Genomic DNA, 20,591 nt, shown 5'->3' with positions numbered 1-20,591 from the left:
CGCAGGAATGTTGGAAACGGCTCTTGTGCACCCTCAGGTGTTCACTTAACCTCGCAGCAACATCGAAGCGCTTCGACAAGCGACGAGAGTCCACCCGAGGATGCGCAGTCCCTCGGAGGGCCGCTTCAGCTCAGCCAGTTCCACTCAAGACACCGCAGCCGACGGCTCCACCGCCGGGTGTCCTGCTGTGCGCCACGAAGGGTTGACGCAATGACGCCGAACTCCGCCACCTCCGGCACCAGCCGGAGAAGCTTCCTCGCCTCCACGGCGGTGGCCGCGGCCGCCGTGGCCGGCGGGACGCCACTGCTCGCCGCCTGCGGCGGGTCCGACGGCGGCTCCAAGGAGGGGACCACCTCCGGCAAGGACGCGCAGAGGATCCTCCCCACTTTCGTGGCGCAGAACGTGGTGACGCCGGACATCCCGTCGAAGAACGGCTCTGCGGTCGGCTTCACCGGCGAACTCTCGCTCACCGGCCTGAAGACGTCGGTGCCCGGGAAGCTCGGCAAGGGCGGCACCGTCAGGATCATGTCGCCGTTCTGGGGCACGCCCCCGAAGGGCGGCAACGCCTACTACAGGGCGATGAACGCGAAGATCGGCGCCGACATCGTCTGGCAGAACCAGGACGGCAACACGTACGACGAGAAGCTGGGTGCCGTCCTCGCCTCCAGTGACATGCCGGACGTCGTGGTCATCCCCAGCTGGAACATGGGCGGCAAGATCCCCAGCGCCATCATCAGCAAGTTCGCCGACCTCGGCCCGTACCTCTCCGGCGACAAGGTCAAGGAGTACCCGAACCTCGCCGCCGTTCCGAGTGACGCGTGGAAGTACTCCATCTTCGGCGGCAAGCTGCGCGGCCTGCCGCAGCCCGCGCCCACCGTCACCGGCATCGTGCCCTTCTACCGCAAGGACGTCTTCGACAAGGAGGGGTACGAAGTCCCCACCTCGGCGGCCGAGTTCCTCGCCCTCGCCAAGGACATCACCAACGCCCGGGCCAAGGTGTGGGCCTGCGACGACATGAAGTGGACGGCCTTCAACATCTTCGGCGTGCTGTCCGGCAGCGAGAAGCCGCTCGGCTGGAACCTCGTCGATGGCAAACTGGTCTACCGGGTCGAGACGGACGAGTACCTCGAAGCGCTCGAGTGGACGCGCAAGCTCTACGCGGCCGGTGTCGTCCACCCCGAGGCCAAGGCGGCGAACCAGGGCAACGCGGGCCAGCGCTTCACCGCGGGCGAGGTCCTGATGTACAACCAGAACATCTCGGACTGGTGGGGCAAGATGGCCGAACAGGCCACCCACAAGAAGGACTTCCGCATCGCGGGCATGGACATATTCGGCCACGACGGAGGCGACCCGCGGCTGTGGTCCGGGTCGCCGGCGGGCATCTTCGCCTTCGTCAACAAGAAGGCCTCGAAGTCCGTGATCCACGACGTGCTGGCCGCCGCGAACGTCTCCGCCGCCCCGTACGGCACCAAGGAGTACATGCTCACCAACTACGGGGTGGAGGGCACGCACTACACCGTCGAGGACGGCACGCCCGTCAAGAACGACAAGGGCAACCAGGAGGTCCTGAACGCCTACGTGATGCTGGCCAGTCCCGCCCCGACCATCGCGCACCCCGACTTCCCGGACATCGCGAAGGAACAGGTGCAGTGGCAGCAGCGGATGGGCGCCTTCACCAGGAAGTCCTCCTTCTACGGCCTCCAGATCACCGAACCGGCCCGCTACACCAACCTCTCCAACGACTTCGAGCAGCTGGAGGACGACATCGTCCGCGGGCGCAAGAAGATCGGCGCCATGCAGCAGGCGGTGTCGGACTGGAAGAGCCAGGGCGGCGACAAGCTGCGGGACTGGTACAAGAAGCTGCTGGACGACACCGGCTCCGCGCAGGGGTGACGAGGTGGCACACAGCACCGCACCGGGCACCACCGGCGCCGCCGCGTCGTCGGCGGCGGAACCCGCCGAGCCGTCCGTGGGCCGCGCGAAGGCCGCCGAGGCCGGCCGGGCCGCCGCGGAACCGGGAGCGGCCAAGGCGCCGAAGAGCGGCAGCTTCCGCACCCGCCTCAAGCGGGACCGCACCCTGATCCTGATGACCCTGCCGGCCGTCCTGCTGGTCCTGGTCTTCAACTACATACCGATCCTCGGCAACGTCGTCGCGTTCCAGGAGTACGACCCGTACGTCAGCGACAACGGCTTCGTCGCCATCTTCCACAGCCCCTGGGTGGGCTTCGAGCAGTTCACGCGCATCTTCGAGGACTCGGCGTTCTGGGACGCCGTGGAGAACACCCTCGTCCTGTTCGCGCTGCAACTCGTGCTCTTCTTCCCCGTCCCGATCCTGCTCGCGCTGCTCATCAACAGCGTGGTGAGGCCCCGGGTACGGGCGGTGTCCCAGGCGATCCTCTACCTGCCGCACTTCTTCTCCTGGGTGCTCGTCATCACCGTGTTCCAGCAGATCTTCGGCGGCGCCGGCATCATCGCGCAGACCCTGCGGCAGCACGGGTACGAGGGCTTCGACCTGATGACCGACCCAGGAATCTTCAAGTTCCTGGTGACCGCGGAGGGCGTCTGGAAGGACGCCGGCTGGGGGATCATCGTCTTCCTCGCCGCGCTGGCCTCCGTGAGCCCGGACCTGTACGAGGCCTCGGCGATGGACGGGGCCGGGCGCTGGCGCCGGATGTGGCACGTCACGCTGCCCGCCCTGCGTCCGGTGATCGCCCTGCTGCTGGTGCTGCGGGTCGGTGACGCGCTCACCGTCGGCTTCGAACAGATCCTGCTCCAGCGGGACGCGGTGGGACCGGGCGCCGCGGAGGTCCTCGACACCTACGTCTGGTGGAACGGCGTCCGCAACCAGGACTTCAGTTACGCGGCCGCGGCCGCGGCCGGACTGATCAAGGGCGTGGTCAGTCTCGGGCTGGTCCTCGCCGCGAACAAGGTGGCCCATCTGATGGGCGAGCAGGGGGTGTACAAGAAGTGAGCGCCGTGACCGGGCAACGGCCGAAGGCCCCCGGCCGCTGGGCCGCCCCGCCCCGGCCCGTCTGGGAGGAGCGGCCCCGCACGGCGGGCCTCGCGGGCAAGGGCATCGTCCTGGCCGGCGCCTGCCTGGGCGTGCTGTTCCCGCTGTGGATCGTCGCCGTCACCAGTCTGTCCTCGAAGGAGACCATCACCGAGGCCGGCGGTCTGGTGGTGATCCCCAAGGGCATCACGTTCGTCGCGTACCGGGAACTGCTGAGCGGCGGACAGGTCACCCGGGCCACCCTCGTCAGCCTCGGCGTCACCCTCGTCGGCACGCTGTTCTCGATGGCGGTGTCCGTCCTCGCGGCGTACGGGCTCTCCCGCATCGGGTCGGTCGGGCACCGCTGGTTCCTGATGACGCTGCTCGCCACGATGTTCTTCGGCGCCGGCCTCATCCCCACGTACCTGCTGGTGCAGTCGCTCGGCCTCACGGACACGTATCTCGCGCTGATCCTGCCGAGCGCGGTCAGCGTCTTCAACATCCTGGTGCTGCGCGGTTTCTTCATGGGCATCTCGCAGGAACTCGTCGACAGCGCGCGGATCGACGGCGCGGGGGACTGGCGGATCCTGCGGCAGATCGTGGTGCCGCTCTCCCGCGCGGTCATCGCGGTGATCACGCTCTTCTACGCCGTCGGCTACTGGAGCGCCTGGTTCAACGCCTCGATCTACCTGAGCGACCAGGACATGATGCCGCTGCAGAACGTGATGATCCAGCTCGTCCAGAAGCAGGAGCCCCCGGTCGGCATGGGCCAGGCCATCAAGACGGGCGAACTGTCCGCCCTCGCCGTGCAGATGGCGGTCATGGTGCTGGCCCTGCTCCCGGTCGCCGTGCTCTCGCCCTTCGTCCAGCGGCACTTCAGGAAGGGCATGCTCACCGGGGCCGTGAAGGGCTGACGCAGGCCCGCCCACTCCCGCCGGCGCACCGGGCGCGGTGCGCCCGGGAGCGAGCAGCAGCATCCGTGCACCACCGCAGGCGACCGGTCGCGCAGTTCCCCGCGCCCCTCCCCGACGGGGCCCATCCCCACGATCTTTCCAGGAACGAGGTATGTCATGCGCACGCCGCGCCTGAGCCGACGAGCCGTGCTCGCCGGGACCGCCGCCACCGCGGCCCTGACCGCCGTCCCCGCTGTCGCGGCCCCGGCGCGAGCCGCCGGGGCGCGCCCGTACCGCTGGCGCAACGCCGTCATCGGCGGCACGGGCTTCGTCACCGGAGTCCTCTTCCACCCCTCGGTCCGCGGACTCGCCTACGCCCGTACGGACATCGGCGGCGCCTACCGCTGGGACGAGCGCGCCGCCCGCTGGACCCCCCTCACCGACCACCTCGGCTGGGACGACTGGAACCTCCTCGGCGTCGAGGCGATCGCCGTCGACGCGGCACACCCGGACCGGCTGTACCTGGCACTCGGCACGTACGCCCAGTCGTGGGCGGGCCCCGGTGCCGTCCTGCGCTCCGACGACCGCGGCGCCACCTGGACCCGCACCGACCTGGACGTGCGGCTCGGCGCCAACGAGGACGGCCGCGGCGCCGGTGAGCGGCTCCTTCTCGACCCGCGTGACAGTGACACCCTCTGGCTGGGCTCCCGTCACGACGGCCTCCTCAAGTCGACCGACCGGGGTGCCAGTTGGGCTCCGGTGACCACGTTCCCGGCCAGGGCGAGCGGCACAGGACAGGGCGTCACCCTCCTGGTCGCGGCCGGCCGCACGCCTTACGCCGGCTGGGGCGAAGGGGACGGCACCGCGGGCACGGCGAACCTGTACCGCACATCCGACGGCACCCACTGGGAAGCCGTCCCCGGACAGCCCTCCGGCACCTCGGCCAAGGTCCCGGTCCGCGCCGCGTACGACGCGCACACCCGCGAGCTGTACGTGACCTATGCCGACGCGCCCGGCCCCAACGGCCAGTCCACGGGCAGCGTGCACAAGCTGCGGACGACGCGCGGGACCTGGACCGACGTGACACCGGTACGGCCCGGCGGCACCACCTCCGAGGGGTCGGCCGACACCTTCGGCTACGGCGGTGTCGCCGTCGACGCCCGCCGCCCCGGAACCGCCGTCGTCTCCACCAACAACCGCTGGGCGGACGTCGACACCCTCTTCCGCACCACCGACGGCGGCCGCACCTGGACGTCCCTCAAGGACACCGCGGTCCTCGACGTGACCGAGACCCCGTACCTCAACTGGGGTGACGGATCACCCAAGTTCGGCTGGTGGATCCAGACGGTCGCCGTCGACCCGTACGACTCCCGGCACATCGTGTACGGGACCGGCGCGACCCTCTACGGCACCCGCGACCTGAGACACTGGGCGCCGCAGATCCGCGGCCTGGAGGAGACGGCTGTACGCCGGCTGGTCTCGCCCCCGGCCGGTGAGGCCCATCTGATCAGCGGGCTCGGCGACATCGGCGTGATGTACCACGAGCGGCTGACCGCCTCCCCGTCGCGGGGCATGGCCACCCACCCCGTGTCCGGCTCGGCGACCGGACTCGCCCAGGCCGCGGCCAGGCCGTCCTACGTCGTGCGCACCGGCTGGGGCGACCACGGAAACGGCGCGTACTCCAACGACGGCGGACGGACCTGGACGCCCTTCGCGGCCCAGCCCGCCATCGCCAAGGACGCGCCGGGCCCGATCGCCGCCGCCGCCGACGGCTCCGCCCTGCTGTGGTCCTTCGTCCACTGGGACGGCACGACGTACGCGGCCCACCGCTCCACGGACAACGGCGCGACCTGGACCGAGACCGCCACCTTCCCCAAGGGCGCCACCCCGGTCGCCGACCCCGCCGACCCGGCGCGCTTCTACGCGTACGACACCGCCACCGGAACGCTCCACGCCAGCACCGACGGCGGCGCGACCTTCACGCCCCGCGCGAGCGGACTGCCGTCGGGGGACAGCCAGATCCGGCTGGCCGCCGCCCCGGGCCGGACCGGGGACCTGTGGCTCTCGGCCAAGGGGAACGGCCTCTACCGCTCCACCGACGCGGGCGCGAGCTTCGACCGGGTGAGCAGCTGCCGGTCCTCGTACACCCTCGGCTTCGGCCGGGCCGCCGACGGCGCGCACTACCCGGCGCTCTACCAGGTCGGCTCGACGGGGACGGTCACCGCCGTCCTGCGGTCCGACGACGAGGCGAAGACCTGGGTGCGGATCAACGACGACGCCCACCAGTGGGGCTGGACCGGCGAGGTCATCACCGGCGACCCCCGCATCCACGGCCGCGTGTACCTCGGCACCAACGGCCGGGGCATCCAGTACGGAGACCCGGCCTGATGCCCGCCCTCGCCGACGCCACCCGCGGCCGCATCCTCTTCGGCGGCGACTACAACCCCGAGCAGTGGCCCGAGGAGACCTGGCAGGACGACGTACGGCTCATGAAGGACGCCGGCGTCAACTCCGTCACCGTCGGCGTCTTCTCCTGGGCCCGGCTCGAACCAAGGCCCGGAGCGCGGGAGTTCGGCTGGCTCGACCGGCTGATGGACCTGCTGCACGAGAACGGCATCACCGTCGTCCTCGCCACCCCCACCGCCGCCCCGCCCCCGTGGCTGGGCCGGCTGCACCCCGAGACGCTGCCCCGCGACGAGAACGGGCAGATCGTGTGGTGGGGCTCACGCCAGCAGTTCTCGCACTCCAGCCTCGTCTACCGGCACTACGCCGCCGCCATCACCGAGGACCTGGCCGCCCGCTACGGCAGCCACCCCGCCCTCACGATGTGGCACATCAACAACGAGTACTGCACGCACGACTGGGGCGACGAGGCCGCCCGCGCGTTCCGCGACTGGCTGCGCCGCAGGTACGGGACGGTCGACGCGCTCAACACGGCCTGGGGCACCGCCTTCTGGAGCCAGCGCTACGACACCTGGGACGAGATCATCCCGCCGCGCCGCGCCCAGTACATGAACAACCCCACCCAGGTGCTCGACTTCCGGCGCTTCACCTCCGACGCGCTGCTGGAGTGCTACCTCGCCGAGCGGGACATCGTCGCCCGGCACACCCCGCACATCCCCGTGACCAGCAACTTCATGCCGTTCTGGCAGGGGCAGGACGCCTGGGCCTGGGCCGAGCGGGAGGACGTCGTCTCGGTCGACGTCTACCCGGACCCGCGCGACCCGTACGGCGGCCAGTACTCCGCGCTGATCCACGACATGACCCGCTCGCAGGCCCGCGGCGGCCCCTGGATGGTCATGGAGCAGGCCGCGGGACCGGTCAACTGGCGCGGGGTGAACCACCCCAAGCCGCACGGCCTCAACCGCCTGTGGTCGCTCCAGGCCGTGGCCCGCGGGGCCGACGCCGTCTGCTACTTCCAGTGGCGCCAGTCCCGGCAGGGCTCAGAGAAGTTCCACTCCGGCATGGTCGGCCACGCGGGGGAGCGGGGCCGCACCTTCCAGGAGGTCAAGCGGATCGGGGCCGACCTCGCGCGGCTGAGCGAGCGGGTGGCGGACACCCGGGTCGACGGCGCCGACGTCGCCGTCCTGCTGGACTGGCACTCCTGGTGGGCCGGCCTCCAGGACGGGCGGCTCTCCTCCGAGGTCGACCACCCGGCGCTCGTCCGCGCCTGGCACCGCGCCCTGTGGGAGGCGCACACCACGGTGTCCTTCGCCCACCCCGAGCACGACCTGTCCGCGTACCGGCTCGTCGTCGTCCCGCAGCTGTACCTGATGACGGACGCGGCGATCGACAACCTCGTCGCTTACGTACGGGGCGGCGGCACCCTCGTCTCCGGCTTCCTGACCGGCGTCGCGGACCAGGACGACCGGGTGCGTCCCGGCGGCATGGACGCCCGGCTGCGCGACCTCTTCGGCATCCGCACCCTGCACGAGTGGTGGCCGCTCGACGCCGGCGAGCACGTCGACGCCGAGGGGTTCCGCGGCACCCTGTGGTCCGAGGAGATCGAGGCGGCGGACGCCGACGCCGTCACGCCGTACAAGGGCGGCGAACTCGACGGGCTCCCGGCCGTGCTGCGCAAGGGCCGCGCCTGGTACCTCTCCACCCTGCCGGAGCCCGGGGCACTGCGGACCCTGCTCGCCGGGATCGCCGCACAGGCCGGGGTCCGGCCGCCGCTCGACGCGCTCCCCGCCGGGGTGGAGGCCGTACGGCGCGGCGGGCTGCTGTTCCTCCTGCACCACGGGTGCGGCACGGTCACCGTGCCCGTGCCGGGCCGCCACCGCGACCTGCTCACCGGCGCCGACGTCACGGACACCGTGGAACTGGGCCGCTACGGCGTCGCCGTGCTGGAGGCGGCAGATGAGTGAGCCCGTCCACGGCACCTGGGAGCCGACGCCCGCCGCCCGCTGGGAGGACGCCTTCCTGAGCGGGAACGGACGGCACGGCGCCATGGTGTTCGGTGATCCGGACAGCGACCGGGTCATCGTGAACCAGCACAGCCTGGTCCAGCCGAACGGCGGCGAGAACGCCCGGCCGCCCGCCCTCGCCGCCGCCCTGCCGGAACTCCAGGACCGGCTGCTGGCCGGGGACACCGCCGCCGGGGACGACTTCACCGACGGCCGGCCGCTGCAATGGGTGCAGCCCTTCCACCCCGCCTTCCAGGTGCGGCTGCGCAGACCGGCCGCCCAGCGGCGCTCCTACCGGCGCGAGGTCGACTTCACCACCGGTATGGTCCGCGCCGAGTGCGACGGCTGGCGCAGCGACGTCTTCGTCTCCCGCGCCGACGACGTCGTCGTGCAGTACGTGACCGAGCCCGGCCTGACCGTCGACGTGACCCTCGACCACCGGCTCCCGGGGGCGCCGCGGGACGTGTCGGTCGGCCACGGCGCCGTCCTCACCCCCGAGGGCGCGCTCCTGACCCTGCGGGCCCGCTACCCGGGCGGCGACCGGGCCTACACGGGCGTGACGCTCGCGGTGGTCACCGGCGGCCGGACCCGGACCGCGCTGCCCGGGATACGAGTGGCCGGAGCGGGCGCGGTCCTCCTGCTCACGCGGGTGCGGCGGCACACCGGCGAGCTGGACGTCCTGGCCGAGGCCCGCACCCTGCGCGCCCTGCTGCCGGAGGGTGACGAGGACCCCTACCGCCGTCTCCTGAACCGCCACACCGGCCGGCACCGCAGCGCCTATCTCCGCGCGGGCCTCGACCTCGACGCCGACCCCGACGAGCGTGCCCTCCCGGGCTCGGAGCTGGTGCGCCGGCCCGAGAGCCCCGCGCTCGTCGAGCGGCTCTTCGCGGCCGGCCGCTACCACCTGCTGTCCGCCTCGGGCATGCTGCCGCCGCGGCTGACCGGCCTGTGGACGGGGGAGTGGGACACGGCCTGGTCGGGAGCCTTCACGACCGACGCCAACGTGAACCTGCAGACCGCGTCGGCCGCCGCGGCCGCGCTCCCCGAGGTCACCGAGGCCCACGCGGCCCTGGTGTACGGCCAGTTGCCGCACTGGCGCGACAACGCCCGCTCAATCTTCGGCACCCGCGGTGTGGTCGCCCCCGCCCACACCGACGGGGAGTCGGGGCACCTCCACCACTTCAGCCGCGACCATCCGCTGCACGTGTGGACGGCGGGCGCCGACTGGCTGCTGAAACCCCTGGTGGACCACGACGAGGTGCGGGGAGTCCGGGACCCGCGCCTGGCCGCCGCCCTCGACGAAGTCGCCCGCTTCTACGAGGACTTCCTCACCCGTACCGACGCCGACGGCCACCTCGTCGTGGTGCCCTCGTACTCGCCGGAGAACCAGCCGGCGGGCTCGGGCCCCGTCGCCGTCAACGCCGCCATGGACCTCTCGGCGGCCCGCCACGCCCTGCTCACAGCGGCCGACTACCACCCCGGACCCGGCGCCGAACGCCGGCGCGCGCTCGCCGCGCGGCTGCCGCCCCACCGGATCAACGACGAGGGAGCGCTGGCCGAATGGGCCCGGGACGGCCTCCGGGACAGCTACGACCACCGGCACCTCAGCCACCTCTACGGCGTCTGGCCGCTGGACGAGATCAACCCCTACGACACCCCGGAGCTCGCCGCGGCGGCCCACCGCGCCCTCGCACTGCGCGGCGCCGAGAACGACTCCGCGCACGGCCATCTGCACCACGCCCTGGTGGCGGCCCGGCTGGGCGACGCCGAGCGGGTGGCGGGCGCCCTCGGCAACGTCCTGGCCGGCGACTACTTCCACGTCTCCCTGATGAGCGGCCACTACCCGCACCGCCACGTGTACAACGCGGACGCCGCCCACACCCTCCCCGCCGTGCTCATCGAGATGCTGGTCCACTCCACACCCGGGCGGCTCGTCCTGTTCCCCGCGCTCCCCACGGCGTACCCGACCGGCCGTCTGCACGGCATCCGCACCCGTTTCGGCGCCGAGATCGACCTCGACTGGGGCCCCGCCCGGCGCACGGCCGTCATCCGCCCCGCCCGCACCGTCCGCGTCGATCTCAGGACTTCCTCCGGAGCGCGAACGCTCCAGCTGCGCGCCGGAGAAGACTGCGTCCTCACCCAGGGGCCGCAGTAGACCCACCGCACCACCGAACTCCCCCCACCCGTGGAAGGGACACCATGGCATCACGTACTCCCCGCCGGATCGTCAAGGCGCTGCTGGCCCCCGCGCTCGCCCTCGGCGCCACCGTCGGCCTCGCCTCGGCCCCGGCCCAGGCGGCCGTCTGGAGCTCCTGCGACCAGTGGGGCAACACCTCGCTGAACGGCTACACGCTCTACAACAACATCTGGGGCTCGGGCGCCGGCTCGCAGTGCGTCTGGGCCAACTCCGGCACCAACTGGAGCGTCAACGCCAACCACCCCGACACCGGCGGCATCAAGTCGTACCCCAACTCCAAGAAGGTGATCAACAAGTCGATCACCTCGCTCGGTTCGCTCAGCAGCAGCTACAACGTCTCGGTCCCGTCGTCCGGCGCGTACAACACCTCGTACGACATCTGGGACACCGACTACGACTACGAGATCATGCTCTGGGTGAACTACAACGGCGCCGTCGGCCCCCTCGGCACCTCGCAGGGCAACGTCACCCTCGGCGGCCACACCTGGACCGTCTACAAGGGCAGCAACGGCGCCAACGAGGTCTTCTCGTTCCTGCGGACCTCGGACTCCTCGTCCGGCACGGTGAACATCCTCCCGATCCTCAAGTGGATCAAGGACACCAAGCACTGGTTCGGCAACGAGACCGTCGGTGACGTCCAGTTCGGCTACGAGATCACGTCCTCGTCCGGCGGCCTGAACTTCACCACCAACAACCTGACCGTCAGCAGCAGCTGACCCGGCGTGCGGAGTGCGGCCGGTCCCTCCCCGGGCCGGCCGCACTCGTCCGTGTGCGGCTACGGCGCCACGGGCAGCCGCGCGCCGTCCCGCAGGAACAGCGGGATGCGGTCCAGCGGTGCGTCGACCGTCACGCGGGCACCGCCCGCGTACTCCTCCCCGGTCCACGCGTCCGTCCAGCGCGCCCCCGCCGGGAGGTACGCCGTACGGACCGTCGCCCCGGCGGTCAGCACCGGCGCGACGAGCAGGTCGGGGCCGAACAGGTACGCGTCGTCCACCGACCAGGCCGCCTGGTCGTCCGGGAACTCCAGGAAGAGCGGGCGCATCACCGGCAGCCCCTCCTCGTGGGCCTCCCGCATGACGGTCAGGACGTACGGCTTCAGCCGCTCGCGCAGCCGCAGGTACTTCTCCAGGATCGCCCCCGCTTCCTCGCCGTACGACCAGACCTCGTTCGGGCCTCCGGTCATCCGCGGGCCGAGCGCTGTCCCCGGGTCGCGGAACCCGTGCAGCCGCATCAGCGGGGACAGCGCCCCGAACTGGAACCAGCGGACCATCACCTCGCGGTAGGCCGGATCGTCCGGGTCACCCCCGTGGAACCCGCCGATGTCCGTGTTCCACCAGGGGATCCCGGACAGCGCGGTGTTCAGGCCGGCCGCGATCTGGCGGCGCAGGGTCGCGAAGTCGGTGCCGATGTCGCCGGACCACAGGGCGGCTCCGTAGCGCTGACTGCCCGCCCACGCCGAGCGGTTGAGGGTGACGATCTCGCTCTCGCCCGCCGCGGTCATACCCTCGTGGAAGGTGCGGGCGTTCTCCCGCGGGTACATGTTGCCGACCTCCAGGCCCGGGCCCGCGTGATAGCGCAGGTTCTCCTGGAAGCCGGGCTTCAGCTCCGGCTCGCAGGCGTCCAGCCAGAAGGACTTGATGCCGTACGGCGCGAAGTAGTGGTCGCGGACCTTCGACCAGACGAAGTCGCGCGCCTCGGGGTTCGTCGCGTCGTAGAAGGCGACCTGGACCGTGGAGGCGACCTCCTTGTCGGGCCAGTCGGCGTGCGCCATCGGGCCGTACTGCGTGCCGATGAAGTAACCGAGCTGCTCCATCAGCTGGTGGTTCTCGGAGAGCGGCGACACCGACGGCCAGACGCTCACCACCAGTTCGACACCCAGTTCGGCCAGCTCCCGCTGCATCGCGGCCGGGTCGGGCCACTCCGCCGGGTCGAACTTCCACTCGCCCAGGTGTGTCCAGTGGAAGAAGTCGCAGACGATGACGTCGAGGGGCAGTCCCCGGCGCTTGTACTCCCGTGCCACGGCGAGCAGTTCGTCCTGGGTGCGGTAGCGCAGCTTGCACTGCCAGAAGCCGGCCGCCCATGCGGGCAGCATCGGCGTCCGGCCGGTCACCGCGCTGTAGCGGCGCTGGGCCGCGGCCGGGTCGCCCGCCGTGATCCAGTAGTCGAGCTGGCGGGCCGAGTCGGCGACCCAGCGCGTGCCGTTGCCGGCCAGCTCGACGCGGCCGATCGCCGGGTTGTTCCACAGGAGGGTGTAGCCGCGGCTGGAGGTGAGGACCGGGATGCTCACCTCTGCGTTGCGCTGCACCAGGTCGAGGACGGTGCCCTTCTGGTCCAGCAGCCCGTGCTGGTGCTGGCCGAGGCCGTACAGCTTCTCGCCGTCGTACGCGGCGAACCGCTGCTCCAGGCGGTGGTGGCCGTTGCCGGTCGGGGTGTAGAGCCGCGGGCCCGGCCACCAGAAGTGGGCGCGTTCCTCGGCGAGGAGCTCCGTGCCGTCGTCGGTGCGCAGGAAGCGGACGAGCCCCTCGGCGCCGACCTCGACGGTCAGGGCGCCGACCGTCAGCCGGCCCTCGCCGCCCTCGACCGTGACGGTGCCGCGGGTCGCCGGCGGCTGGTCGAGCAGGGCGCCGGGCAGTCCGTCGAGGACAGGTCCGCCGAGGCGTGCGCGGACCCGGACGGCGTCGGGCCCCCAGGGCTCGATGCGTACGGTCTCCTGGCGGCCGCTCCATTCCAGCGCGCCGTCCCGTTCGCGGAACGTGCCGACCGTGGGGGAGGACTGGGCGAGGCTGACCGCCCCCTGCTGGGGCTGGTTCTGGGCAGGCTGATTCACGTGGGGTGCTCCCGGAGTAAGGAGTGGCGACAGGACCCGGCGCCGTTGTGGCGCGCCGGGACGGGCAGGGGTGTGGCGCCGAGCCCCTGGGCGTACGGAAGTCGGCCGGCTGGCGTGGGGTCAGGAAGCGGCGGGGCCCGTGCTGGCCCGTACGGTCAGCTCCGGCGCGAGCAGGACGACCTCGTCCTTGCCGTGCCCGTCGAGTTTGGCGATCAGCTGCTCCACGGCCTGCCGGCCCATCTCCTGGGCGGGGATGGCGACCGAGGTCAGCCGCACCGACGCCTGGACGGCGACCTGGTCCGGGCAGATGGCGATCACCGACACGTCCTCGGGCACGGCCCGGCCCTGCTGGCGCAGCAGCGCGAGCAGCGGTTCGACCGCGGACTCGTTCTGCACGACGAATCCCGTGGTGCCCGGGCGCTCGTCGAGGATCCGGGCGAGGGTCACGGCCATCGCGTCGTACCCGCCCTCGCAGGGGCGGTGCAGCACCCGCAGGCCCAACTCCCGCGAACGGGACCGCAGGCCGTCGAGGGTGCGCTCGGCGAACCCCGTGTGGCGCTCGTAGACCGCGGGCGCCTCGCCGATGACAGCGATGTCACGGTGGCCGAGCAGCGCGAGATGCTCGGCGCACAGGGCGCCCGTCGCGCCGAAGTCGAGGTCGACGCAGGTCAGTCCCGTGGTGTCGGCGGGCAGTCCGATGAGCACGGACGGCTGGTCCGTCTCGCGCAGCAACGGCAGCCGCTCGTCGTCCAGTTCCACGTCCATCAGGATCATCGCGTCGGCGAGCCCGCTGCCGGTGACCCGGCGCATGGCGTCGGGACCCTCCTCGCCGGTGAGCAGCAGCACGTCGTAGCCGTGGGCGCGGGCGGCGGTCGCCACCGCGATGGCGATCTCCATCATCACGGGCACGTACATGTCCGTGCGCAGGGGGATCATGAGCGCGATGATGTTGGACCGGCTGCTCGCCAGGGCCCGGGCCCCCGCGTTCGGGTGGTAGCCGAGTTCCTGGATGCTCCGCTCCACCCGCAGCCGGGTGCCCGCGGAGATGGACCGCTTGCCGCTGAGGACATAGCTCACCGTGCTCGCCGAGACTCCGGCGTGCTGGGCGACCTCGGCGAGGGTGACCATCCAGCTCTCCAAGCATTGTGTGAAGCGCTTCGACAGCGCGTGCTGCGGACAACGGCGAGTGAGGGTGGCTCGACAGTAGCCCGACGGCGGATGGGTGTCCATAGGTTGTCGAAGCGCTTCGACACAGGTTTCTCGCGAGGTGGTGCCGGAGCACTCCCGCCGGAGTCTCCCCGCCCGCCCACCGCTGCGGGTACGTGCCCCAGACGGTCCCCCGAGGGGACCCGCGGCGCAACACCCGCACCGCGTCCGCGAAGGGACGGAGGTTCCCCCGAGCGGCCGGGCGTTGGGCCGAACGCTGCGCCAGGACTGGTGGGGGCGGACCGGATCGGGTACATACGATCGGGTAGCACCCGTCGGTAACGAACGGTCCCAAGATCCCTATTCGCGGCGAGGTGAGCCTCTTGTCCGCAACACCCCACCAGCCCACAGTCACCGAACGTGAGGCCCGACAGGTCGCGGAGGCCGCGCGCGAACAGGACTGGCGCAAGCCGAGCTTCGCCAAGGAGCTGTTCCTCGGCCGCTTCCGGCTCGACCTCATCCACCCACACCCCATGCCGTCCGACGAGGCGGCACAGCGCGGCGAGGAGTTCCTCGCCAAACTGCGCGACTTCTGCGAGACGAAGATCGACGGGGCCCGGATCGAGCGTGAGGCGCGGATCCCCGACGAAGTGATCAACGGGCTCAAGGAGCTCGGCGCCCTCGGCATGAAGATCGACACCAAGTACGGCGGCCTCGGCCTGACGCAGGTCTACTACAACAAGGCGCTCGCTCTGGTCGGCTCCGCGAGCCCCGCCATCGGCGCCCTGCTGTCCGCCCACCAGTCGATCGGCGTACCGCAGCCGCTGAAGATCTTCGGCACCCAGGAGCAGCGGGACGCGTTCCTGCCCCGCTGCGCGCGCACGGACATCACGGCGTTCCTGCTCACCGAGCCCGACGTGGGCTCCGACCCCGCCCGGCTGGCCACGACGGCGGTCCCGGACGGGGACGACTACGTCCTCGACGGAGTGAAGCTCTGGACGACCAACGGCGTGGTCGCGGACCTCCTCGTCGTGATGGCGCGCGTGCCGAGGTCGCAGGGGCACAAGGGCGGCATCACGGCCTTCGTCGTGGAGGCCGCGTCCGAGGGCGTCACCGTCGAGAACCGCAACTCCTTCATGGGACTGCGGGGCCTCGAGAACGGGGTGACCCGCTTCCACCGGGTCAGGGTCCCCGCCGCGAACCGGATCGGCGCCGAGGGAGCCGGTCTGAAGATCGCGCTCACCACCCTGAACACGGGGCGGCTGTCGCTGCCCGCCATGTGCGTGGGCGCCGGCAAGTGGTGCCTGAAGATCGCCCGCGAGTGGTCGGCGGCCCGCGAGCAGTGGGGCAAGCCGGTCGCGTTCCACGAGGCGGTCGGGGCGAAGATCTCCTTCATCGCGGCGACGACGTTCGCCCTGGAGGCGGTTCTCGACCTGTCGTCCCAGATGGCCGACGAGGACCGCAACGACATCCGCATCGAGGCCGCCCTCGCCAAGCTGTACGGCTCGGAGATGGCCTGGCTGATGGCCGACGAACTGGTCCAGATCCGCGGCGGACGCGGCTTCGAGACCGCGGAGTCCCTCGCCGCCCGCGGGGAACGCGCGGTCCCCGCCGAGCAGATCCTGCGCGACCTGCGCATCAACCGCATCTTCGAGGGCTCCACGGAGATCATGCACCTGCTGATCGCCCGCGAGGCGGTCGACGCCCACCTGAAGGTCGCCGGCGACCTGATCGACCCCGACAAGTCCCTGTCCGACAAGGCCAGGGCGGGCGCCAACGCGGGTGTCTTCTACGCCAAGTGGCTGCCGAAGCTGGTCGCGGGTCCCGGGCAGCTCCCGAACTCGTACAGCGAGTTCAAGCGCGAGGTGGACCTCTCCGGGCACCTGCGCTACGTGGAACGCACCGCCCGCAAGCTCGCCCGCTCCACCTTCTACGCCATGTCCCGCTGGCAGGGGCGCATGGAGACCAAGCAGGGGTTCCTCGGCCGGATCGTCGACATCGGCGCCGAACTCTTCGCGATGAGCGCGGCCTGCGTACGTGCCGAACTGCTGCGCACGACCGAGGACCACGGCCGGGAGGCGTACCAACTGGCCGACGTCTTCTGCCGCCAGGCCCGCATCCGCGTCGAGGAGCTCTTCGGGCGGCTGTGGAACAACACCGACGACGTCGACCGCACGGTGGTCAAGGGCGTCCTGTCGGGCACGTACGAGTGGCTGGAGGACGGCGTCGTCGACCCGTCGGGCGAGGGGGCGTGGATCGCCGACGCGACACCCGGCCCGAGCCGCCGGGAGAACGTCCACCGCCCCATCCGCTGACGCGTTCCGGGGGAGGGCGCCCCTGCCCCGGCCCCGGTGTGCCGTCCCCGCACGTCCCGCGTGCGGCGAACGGCACACCGGCGCCGGACCTCAGCAGTAGGTGTCGCTGGGGTCCCGCGTCGTCCACGAGCAGGAATCGGCCTTGGTCCCGCTCGCCTTGTAGAGCGTGGCCGTGTCGCTGGTGTTGTTCCAGACGTACGCCCCGCGGTCCTGGTACTTGTTCGCCGCCGTGTCGGTACCGCTGCCGGTGCGCACCTTCTTGGTGGAACCCGCCCCGATCCTCACGTCGAGGAACGTGTACGAGTGCCGTGACGCGTCGACGAGCGTCCAGTTCTTGAGGGAGATCGTCGACGAACCGGTGTTCTTGATCTGCACCCACTCGGCGTTGAGGCTCGCGTTGGAGCGGTCGTCCGAGCCCGGGCTGTCGAAGTAGACGTGATGGATGGTCACACCGCCCGCCGCCTGGGCCGGAGTGCTGAGGAACGTGCCCGTCAAAGCCACGGCGCCGGCGAGCGCGGGCAGGGCAGCACGAATGCGCATGAGAACCCCCCTGGGTTTCGTCCCGGCCGGTCGATCAACCGGCCAGTGGTGAAGTGTTATCACGTGATCTTCACGCTTGTTTCACAAAGAGGATGATCGGCTCGGCCGCGCTCACGGGGTGCCAGAGTGACCGGGACCCGGCCCGGCGCCCAAGGACGCCACTGTCACCGGCCCCGGCGGGCACCCCAGGACGCCACCCTCAACGGGCCCCGGCGGCACCTCGGAACGCCGCGACGACCGGGCACGGCCGGCGTCCGAGGTGTCGGAAGAGACGGGAGTGGGACGCCCGGCCCTGCCGGGCGCCGGTTGCGGCCACAATGGAGGCATGAGCGACAGTCCAGTCCCCCTCGCCGATCCGCATCTCGTTTTCGACCCCGTGGACGGAGTCCGGGATGTCGTGATCCTCGGTTCCACCGGATCGATCGGCACCCAGGCCATCGACCTCGTGCTGCGCAACCCCGGCCGGTTCCGGGTCACCGCGCTCTCCGCCGCCGGCGGGAGGGTCGGGCTGCTCGCGGAACAGGCCCACCGCCTGCGCGTCAGGACGGTCGCCGTGGCCCGCGAGGACGTCGTGCCGGCACTGCGCGAGGCGCTCGCGGCGCGGTTCGGAGCGGGGGAACCGCTTCCGGAGATCCTCGCCGGGCCCGACGCGGCCACCCGGGTCGCCGCCTCCGACTGCCACACCGTGCTCAACGGCATCACCGGCTCCATCGGCCTCGCGCCGACCCTCGCCGCCCTGGAGGCGGGCCGCACCCTGGCGCTGGCGAACAAGGAGTCGCTCATCGTCGGCGGCCCGCTGGTGAAGGCGCTGGCCAAGCCGGGGCAGATCATCCCGGTCGACTCCGAGCACGCGGCCCTCTTCCAGGCCCTCGCCGGCGGCACCCGCGCCGACGTGCGCAAGCTGGTCGTCACCGCGTCCGGCGGCCCCTTCCGGGGACGTACGAAGGCCGAGCTGGCGGACGTCACCCCCGCGGACGCCCTGGCCCACCCCACCTGGGCGATGGGACCGGTCATCACGGTGAACTCGGCGACCCTGGTCAACAAGGGGCTCGAAGTCATCGAGGCGCACCTCCTCTACGACATTCCCTTCGAGCGGATTGAGGTGGTCGTGCACCCGCAGTCGTATGTCCACTCGATGGTTGAATTCATTGACGGATCCACGCTCGCCCAGGCGACGCCCCCCGACATGCGCGGGCCGATCGCCATCGGCCTCGGCTGGCCCGAGCGCGTCCCGGACGCGGCGCCCGCCTTCGACTGGACCAGGGCGTCCACCTGGGAGTTCTTCCCGCTCGACACCGCGGCGTTCCCCTCCGTGGGACTCGCCCGGCACGTGGGGCAGCTCGCGGGCACGGCGCCGGCGGTGTTCAATGCCGCAAACGAGGAGTGCGTGGACGCGTTCCTGAACGGCGCGCTGCCGTTCAACGGGATCATGGAGACCGTCACCCGGGTGGTCGAGGAACACGGCACCCCGCGTACGGGAACTTCCCTGACCGTCGCGGACGTCCTCGAAGCGGAGACCTGGGCGCGCGCCCGGGCCCGTGAGCTGACCAAGACGACGGCGCACACGACCGCGGAGGCCCGTGCATGACGACCCTGATGATGATCCTCGGCATAGTCGTCTTCGCGGTCGGCCTGCTCATCTCGATCGCCTGGCACGAGCTGGGGCATCTGTCGACGGCCAAGCTCTTCGGCATCCGGGTGCCGCAGTACATGGTCGGCTTCGGCCCGACCATCTGGTCGCGCAGGAAGGGCGACACGGAGTACGGCATCAAGGCCGTCCCCCTCGGCGGCTACATCCGCATGATCGGAATGTTCCCGCCGGGACCCGACGGCAGGATCGAGGCCCGCTCCAGCTCCCCGTTCCGCGGAATGATCGAGGACGCCAGATCGGCCGCGTTCGAGGAGCTCAAGCCCGGCGACGAGACCCGCCTCTTCTACACGCGCAAGCCGTGGAAACGGGTCATCGTGATGTTCGCGGGCCCCTTCATGAACCTGATCCTGGCCGTGGCGATCTTCCTCGGCGTGATGATGACGTTCGGCATCAACACCCAGACGACCACGGTCGGCCGGGTCTCCGACTGCGTCATCCAGCAGAGCGAGAACCGCACGAAGTGCGAGAAGGGCGACCAGCCCGCACCCGCCAAGGCCGCCGGGCTCAGGCTCGGCGACAAGATCGTCGCGTTCGACGGCAAGCCGGTCGAGGACTGGTCGAGCCTCCAGTCCGACATCCGCGCCAACCCCGGCCGCGACGTCACGCTCACCGTCGACCGCAAGGGCGAGCGGCTCGACCTGACCGCCCACCTGATCAAGAACCAGGTCAGCAAGACCGACGGCAACGGCGGCTACGTCGAGGGCAAGTACGTCTACGCGGGCTTCCTCGGCTTCACCCCCGCCTCCGGCATCGTCGAGCAGTCGTTCGGTCAGTCCGTGGACCGCATGGGCGACATGATGCAGAGTGGTGTCGAGTCGCTGATCTCGCTGCCCGGCAAGGTCCCCGCGCTGTGGGACGCGGCCTTCGGCGACGGACCGCGCGAGGCCGACTCCCCGATGGGCGTGGTCGGCGCGGCCCGCATCGGCGGTGACGTCTTCACCCTGGACATCCCGGCCTCCCAGCAGGTCGCGATGATGCTGCTGCTCGTCGCCGGCTTCAACCTCTCCCTCTTCCTGTTCAACATGCTCCCGCTGCTCCCGCTCGACGGCGGGCATATCGCGGGCGCCCTGTGGGAGTCCCTGCGGCGGACCGTCGCGAAGGTGCTGCGCCGGCCCGACCCGGGCCCGTTCGACGTCGCCAAGCTGATGCCCGTCGCCTACGTGGTGGCCGGGATCTTCGTCTGCTTCACGATCCTGGTGCTGATCGCGGACGTCGTTAACCCGGTGAGAATCAGCTAGTTCGACTTCGTTCATGACGGCCGGGCACAGTGTGTGCCCGGCCGTCACTCATGAGTGGGTTTACGCACGGGATGTGCTCGGGCCGGAGCCCGTGCCGTAATCTCGGTTCCTGGAGCCCGCTGTCCCGGGACCTTGATCCAGCACTTGGGGTTGCACAGCAGATGACTGCGATTTCTCTCGGCATGCCGTCCGTTCCGACCAAGCTCGCCGAGCGCCGGAAGAGCCGGCAGATCCAGGTCGGAACCGTGGCCGTGGGCGGAGACGCACCCGTGTCGGTGCAGTCGATGACGACGACGCGTACGTCGGATGTCGGGGCGACGTTGCAGCAGATCGCGGAGCTGACGGCGTCGGGGTGTCAGATCGTGCGGGTGGCGTGTCCGACGCAGGAC

General features: G+C 71.1%; 14 protein-coding genes. 11 read left to right on the top strand and 3 right to left on the bottom strand.

All coding sequences use genetic code 11. The features are described from left to right. Positions 1 to 210: 210 nt before the first annotated feature. The 7 genes from AC0ZLC_RS32865 to AC0ZLC_RS32835 all read left to right on the top strand — a co-directional run bounded on the left by AC0ZLC_RS32865 (position 211) and on the right by AC0ZLC_RS32835 (position 11,201). Positions 211 to 1,893, top strand: coding sequence for an extracellular solute-binding protein (locus AC0ZLC_RS32865; protein ID WP_476755590.1), 1,683 nt, complete (start codon positions 211 to 213; stop codon positions 1,891 to 1,893). A 4-nt stretch (positions 1,894 to 1,897) separates the two neighbouring features. Then, positions 1,898 to 2,971 carry an ABC transporter permease gene (locus AC0ZLC_RS32860; protein WP_476755589.1) on the top strand — a complete coding sequence of 358 codons (1,074 nt, stop codon included), beginning with the start codon at positions 1,898 to 1,900 and terminating at the stop codon, positions 2,969 to 2,971. Then, the gene (locus AC0ZLC_RS32855) at positions 2,968 to 3,903 is read left to right on the top strand and encodes a carbohydrate ABC transporter permease (RefSeq protein WP_476755588.1); all 936 of its coding nucleotides are present in this window, start codon (positions 2,968 to 2,970) and stop codon (positions 3,901 to 3,903) included. The genes AC0ZLC_RS32860 and AC0ZLC_RS32855 overlap by 4 nt, the downstream gene beginning before the upstream one ends. Positions 3,904 to 4,059: 156 nt before the next feature. Then, positions 4,060 to 6,270: a 1,4-beta-glucanase gene (locus AC0ZLC_RS32850; protein ID WP_476755587.1), complete on the top strand. Its 2,211-nt coding sequence runs from the start codon at positions 4,060 to 4,062 to the stop codon at positions 6,268 to 6,270. After that, positions 6,270 to 8,249, top strand: coding sequence for a beta-galactosidase (locus AC0ZLC_RS32845; RefSeq protein WP_476755586.1), 1,980 nt, complete (start codon positions 6,270 to 6,272; stop codon positions 8,247 to 8,249). Before AC0ZLC_RS32850 ends, AC0ZLC_RS32845 begins: the two co-directional genes overlap by 1 nt. Further along, the gene (locus tag AC0ZLC_RS32840; protein WP_476755585.1) at positions 8,242 to 10,443 is read left to right on the top strand and encodes a glycosyl hydrolase family 95 catalytic domain-containing protein; all 2,202 of its coding nucleotides are present in this window, start codon (positions 8,242 to 8,244) and stop codon (positions 10,441 to 10,443) included. Before AC0ZLC_RS32845 ends, AC0ZLC_RS32840 begins: the two co-directional genes overlap by 8 nt. A gap of 44 nt (positions 10,444 to 10,487) precedes the next feature. Next, the gene (locus AC0ZLC_RS32835; protein ID WP_476755584.1) at positions 10,488 to 11,201 is read left to right on the top strand and encodes a glycoside hydrolase family 12 protein; all 714 of its coding nucleotides are present in this window, start codon (positions 10,488 to 10,490) and stop codon (positions 11,199 to 11,201) included. A gap of 59 nt (positions 11,202 to 11,260) precedes the next feature. On the opposite strand, the gene AC0ZLC_RS32830 is transcribed toward AC0ZLC_RS32835, so the two are convergent. Next, positions 11,261 to 13,312 (bottom strand): glycoside hydrolase family 31 protein, encoded by a 2,052-nt coding sequence (locus tag AC0ZLC_RS32830; RefSeq protein WP_476755583.1) that lies wholly within the window; start codon positions 13,310 to 13,312, stop codon positions 11,261 to 11,263. A gap of 120 nt (positions 13,313 to 13,432) precedes the next feature. After that, positions 13,433 to 14,440 carry a LacI family DNA-binding transcriptional regulator gene (locus tag AC0ZLC_RS32825; RefSeq protein WP_476755613.1) on the bottom strand — a complete coding sequence of 336 codons (1,008 nt, stop codon included), beginning with the start codon at positions 14,438 to 14,440 and terminating at the stop codon, positions 13,433 to 13,435. A 392-nt stretch (positions 14,441 to 14,832) separates the two neighbouring features. Between AC0ZLC_RS32825 and AC0ZLC_RS32820 the strand changes: the two genes are divergently transcribed. Further along, the gene (locus AC0ZLC_RS32820) at positions 14,833 to 16,773 is read left to right on the top strand and encodes an acyl-CoA dehydrogenase family protein (protein WP_476755582.1); all 1,941 of its coding nucleotides are present in this window, start codon (positions 14,833 to 14,835) and stop codon (positions 16,771 to 16,773) included. Positions 16,774 to 16,863: 90 nt separating this feature from the next. On the opposite strand, the gene AC0ZLC_RS32815 is transcribed toward AC0ZLC_RS32820, so the two are convergent. Continuing rightward, on the bottom strand, positions 16,864 to 17,313 hold the full coding sequence (locus AC0ZLC_RS32815) for a lamin tail domain-containing protein (protein WP_476755581.1): 450 nt from the start codon (positions 17,311 to 17,313) through the stop codon (positions 16,864 to 16,866). A 325-nt stretch (positions 17,314 to 17,638) separates the two neighbouring features. Between AC0ZLC_RS32815 and dxr the strand changes: the two genes are divergently transcribed. The 3 genes from dxr to AC0ZLC_RS32800 form a co-directional block, all read left to right on the top strand. After that, the gene (dxr, locus tag AC0ZLC_RS32810) at positions 17,639 to 18,901 is read left to right on the top strand and encodes a 1-deoxy-D-xylulose-5-phosphate reductoisomerase (RefSeq protein WP_476755580.1); all 1,263 of its coding nucleotides are present in this window, start codon (positions 17,639 to 17,641) and stop codon (positions 18,899 to 18,901) included. Continuing rightward, a complete protein-coding gene (locus AC0ZLC_RS32805; protein ID WP_476755579.1) occupies positions 18,898 to 20,202 on the top strand; it encodes a M50 family metallopeptidase in 1,305 nt (434 codons plus the stop codon). The genes dxr and AC0ZLC_RS32805 overlap by 4 nt, the downstream gene beginning before the upstream one ends. A 161-nt stretch (positions 20,203 to 20,363) precedes the next feature. Continuing rightward, positions 20,364 to 20,591: flavodoxin-dependent (E)-4-hydroxy-3-methylbut-2-enyl-diphosphate synthase (locus tag AC0ZLC_RS32800; RefSeq protein ID WP_476755578.1), on the top strand; the 228-nt coding region annotated here is incomplete at its 3' end.

The organism is Streptomyces sp. GLSS-08 (assembly GCF_056387915.1).
This window is presented reverse-complemented; position numbering and strand designations above follow the sequence as displayed.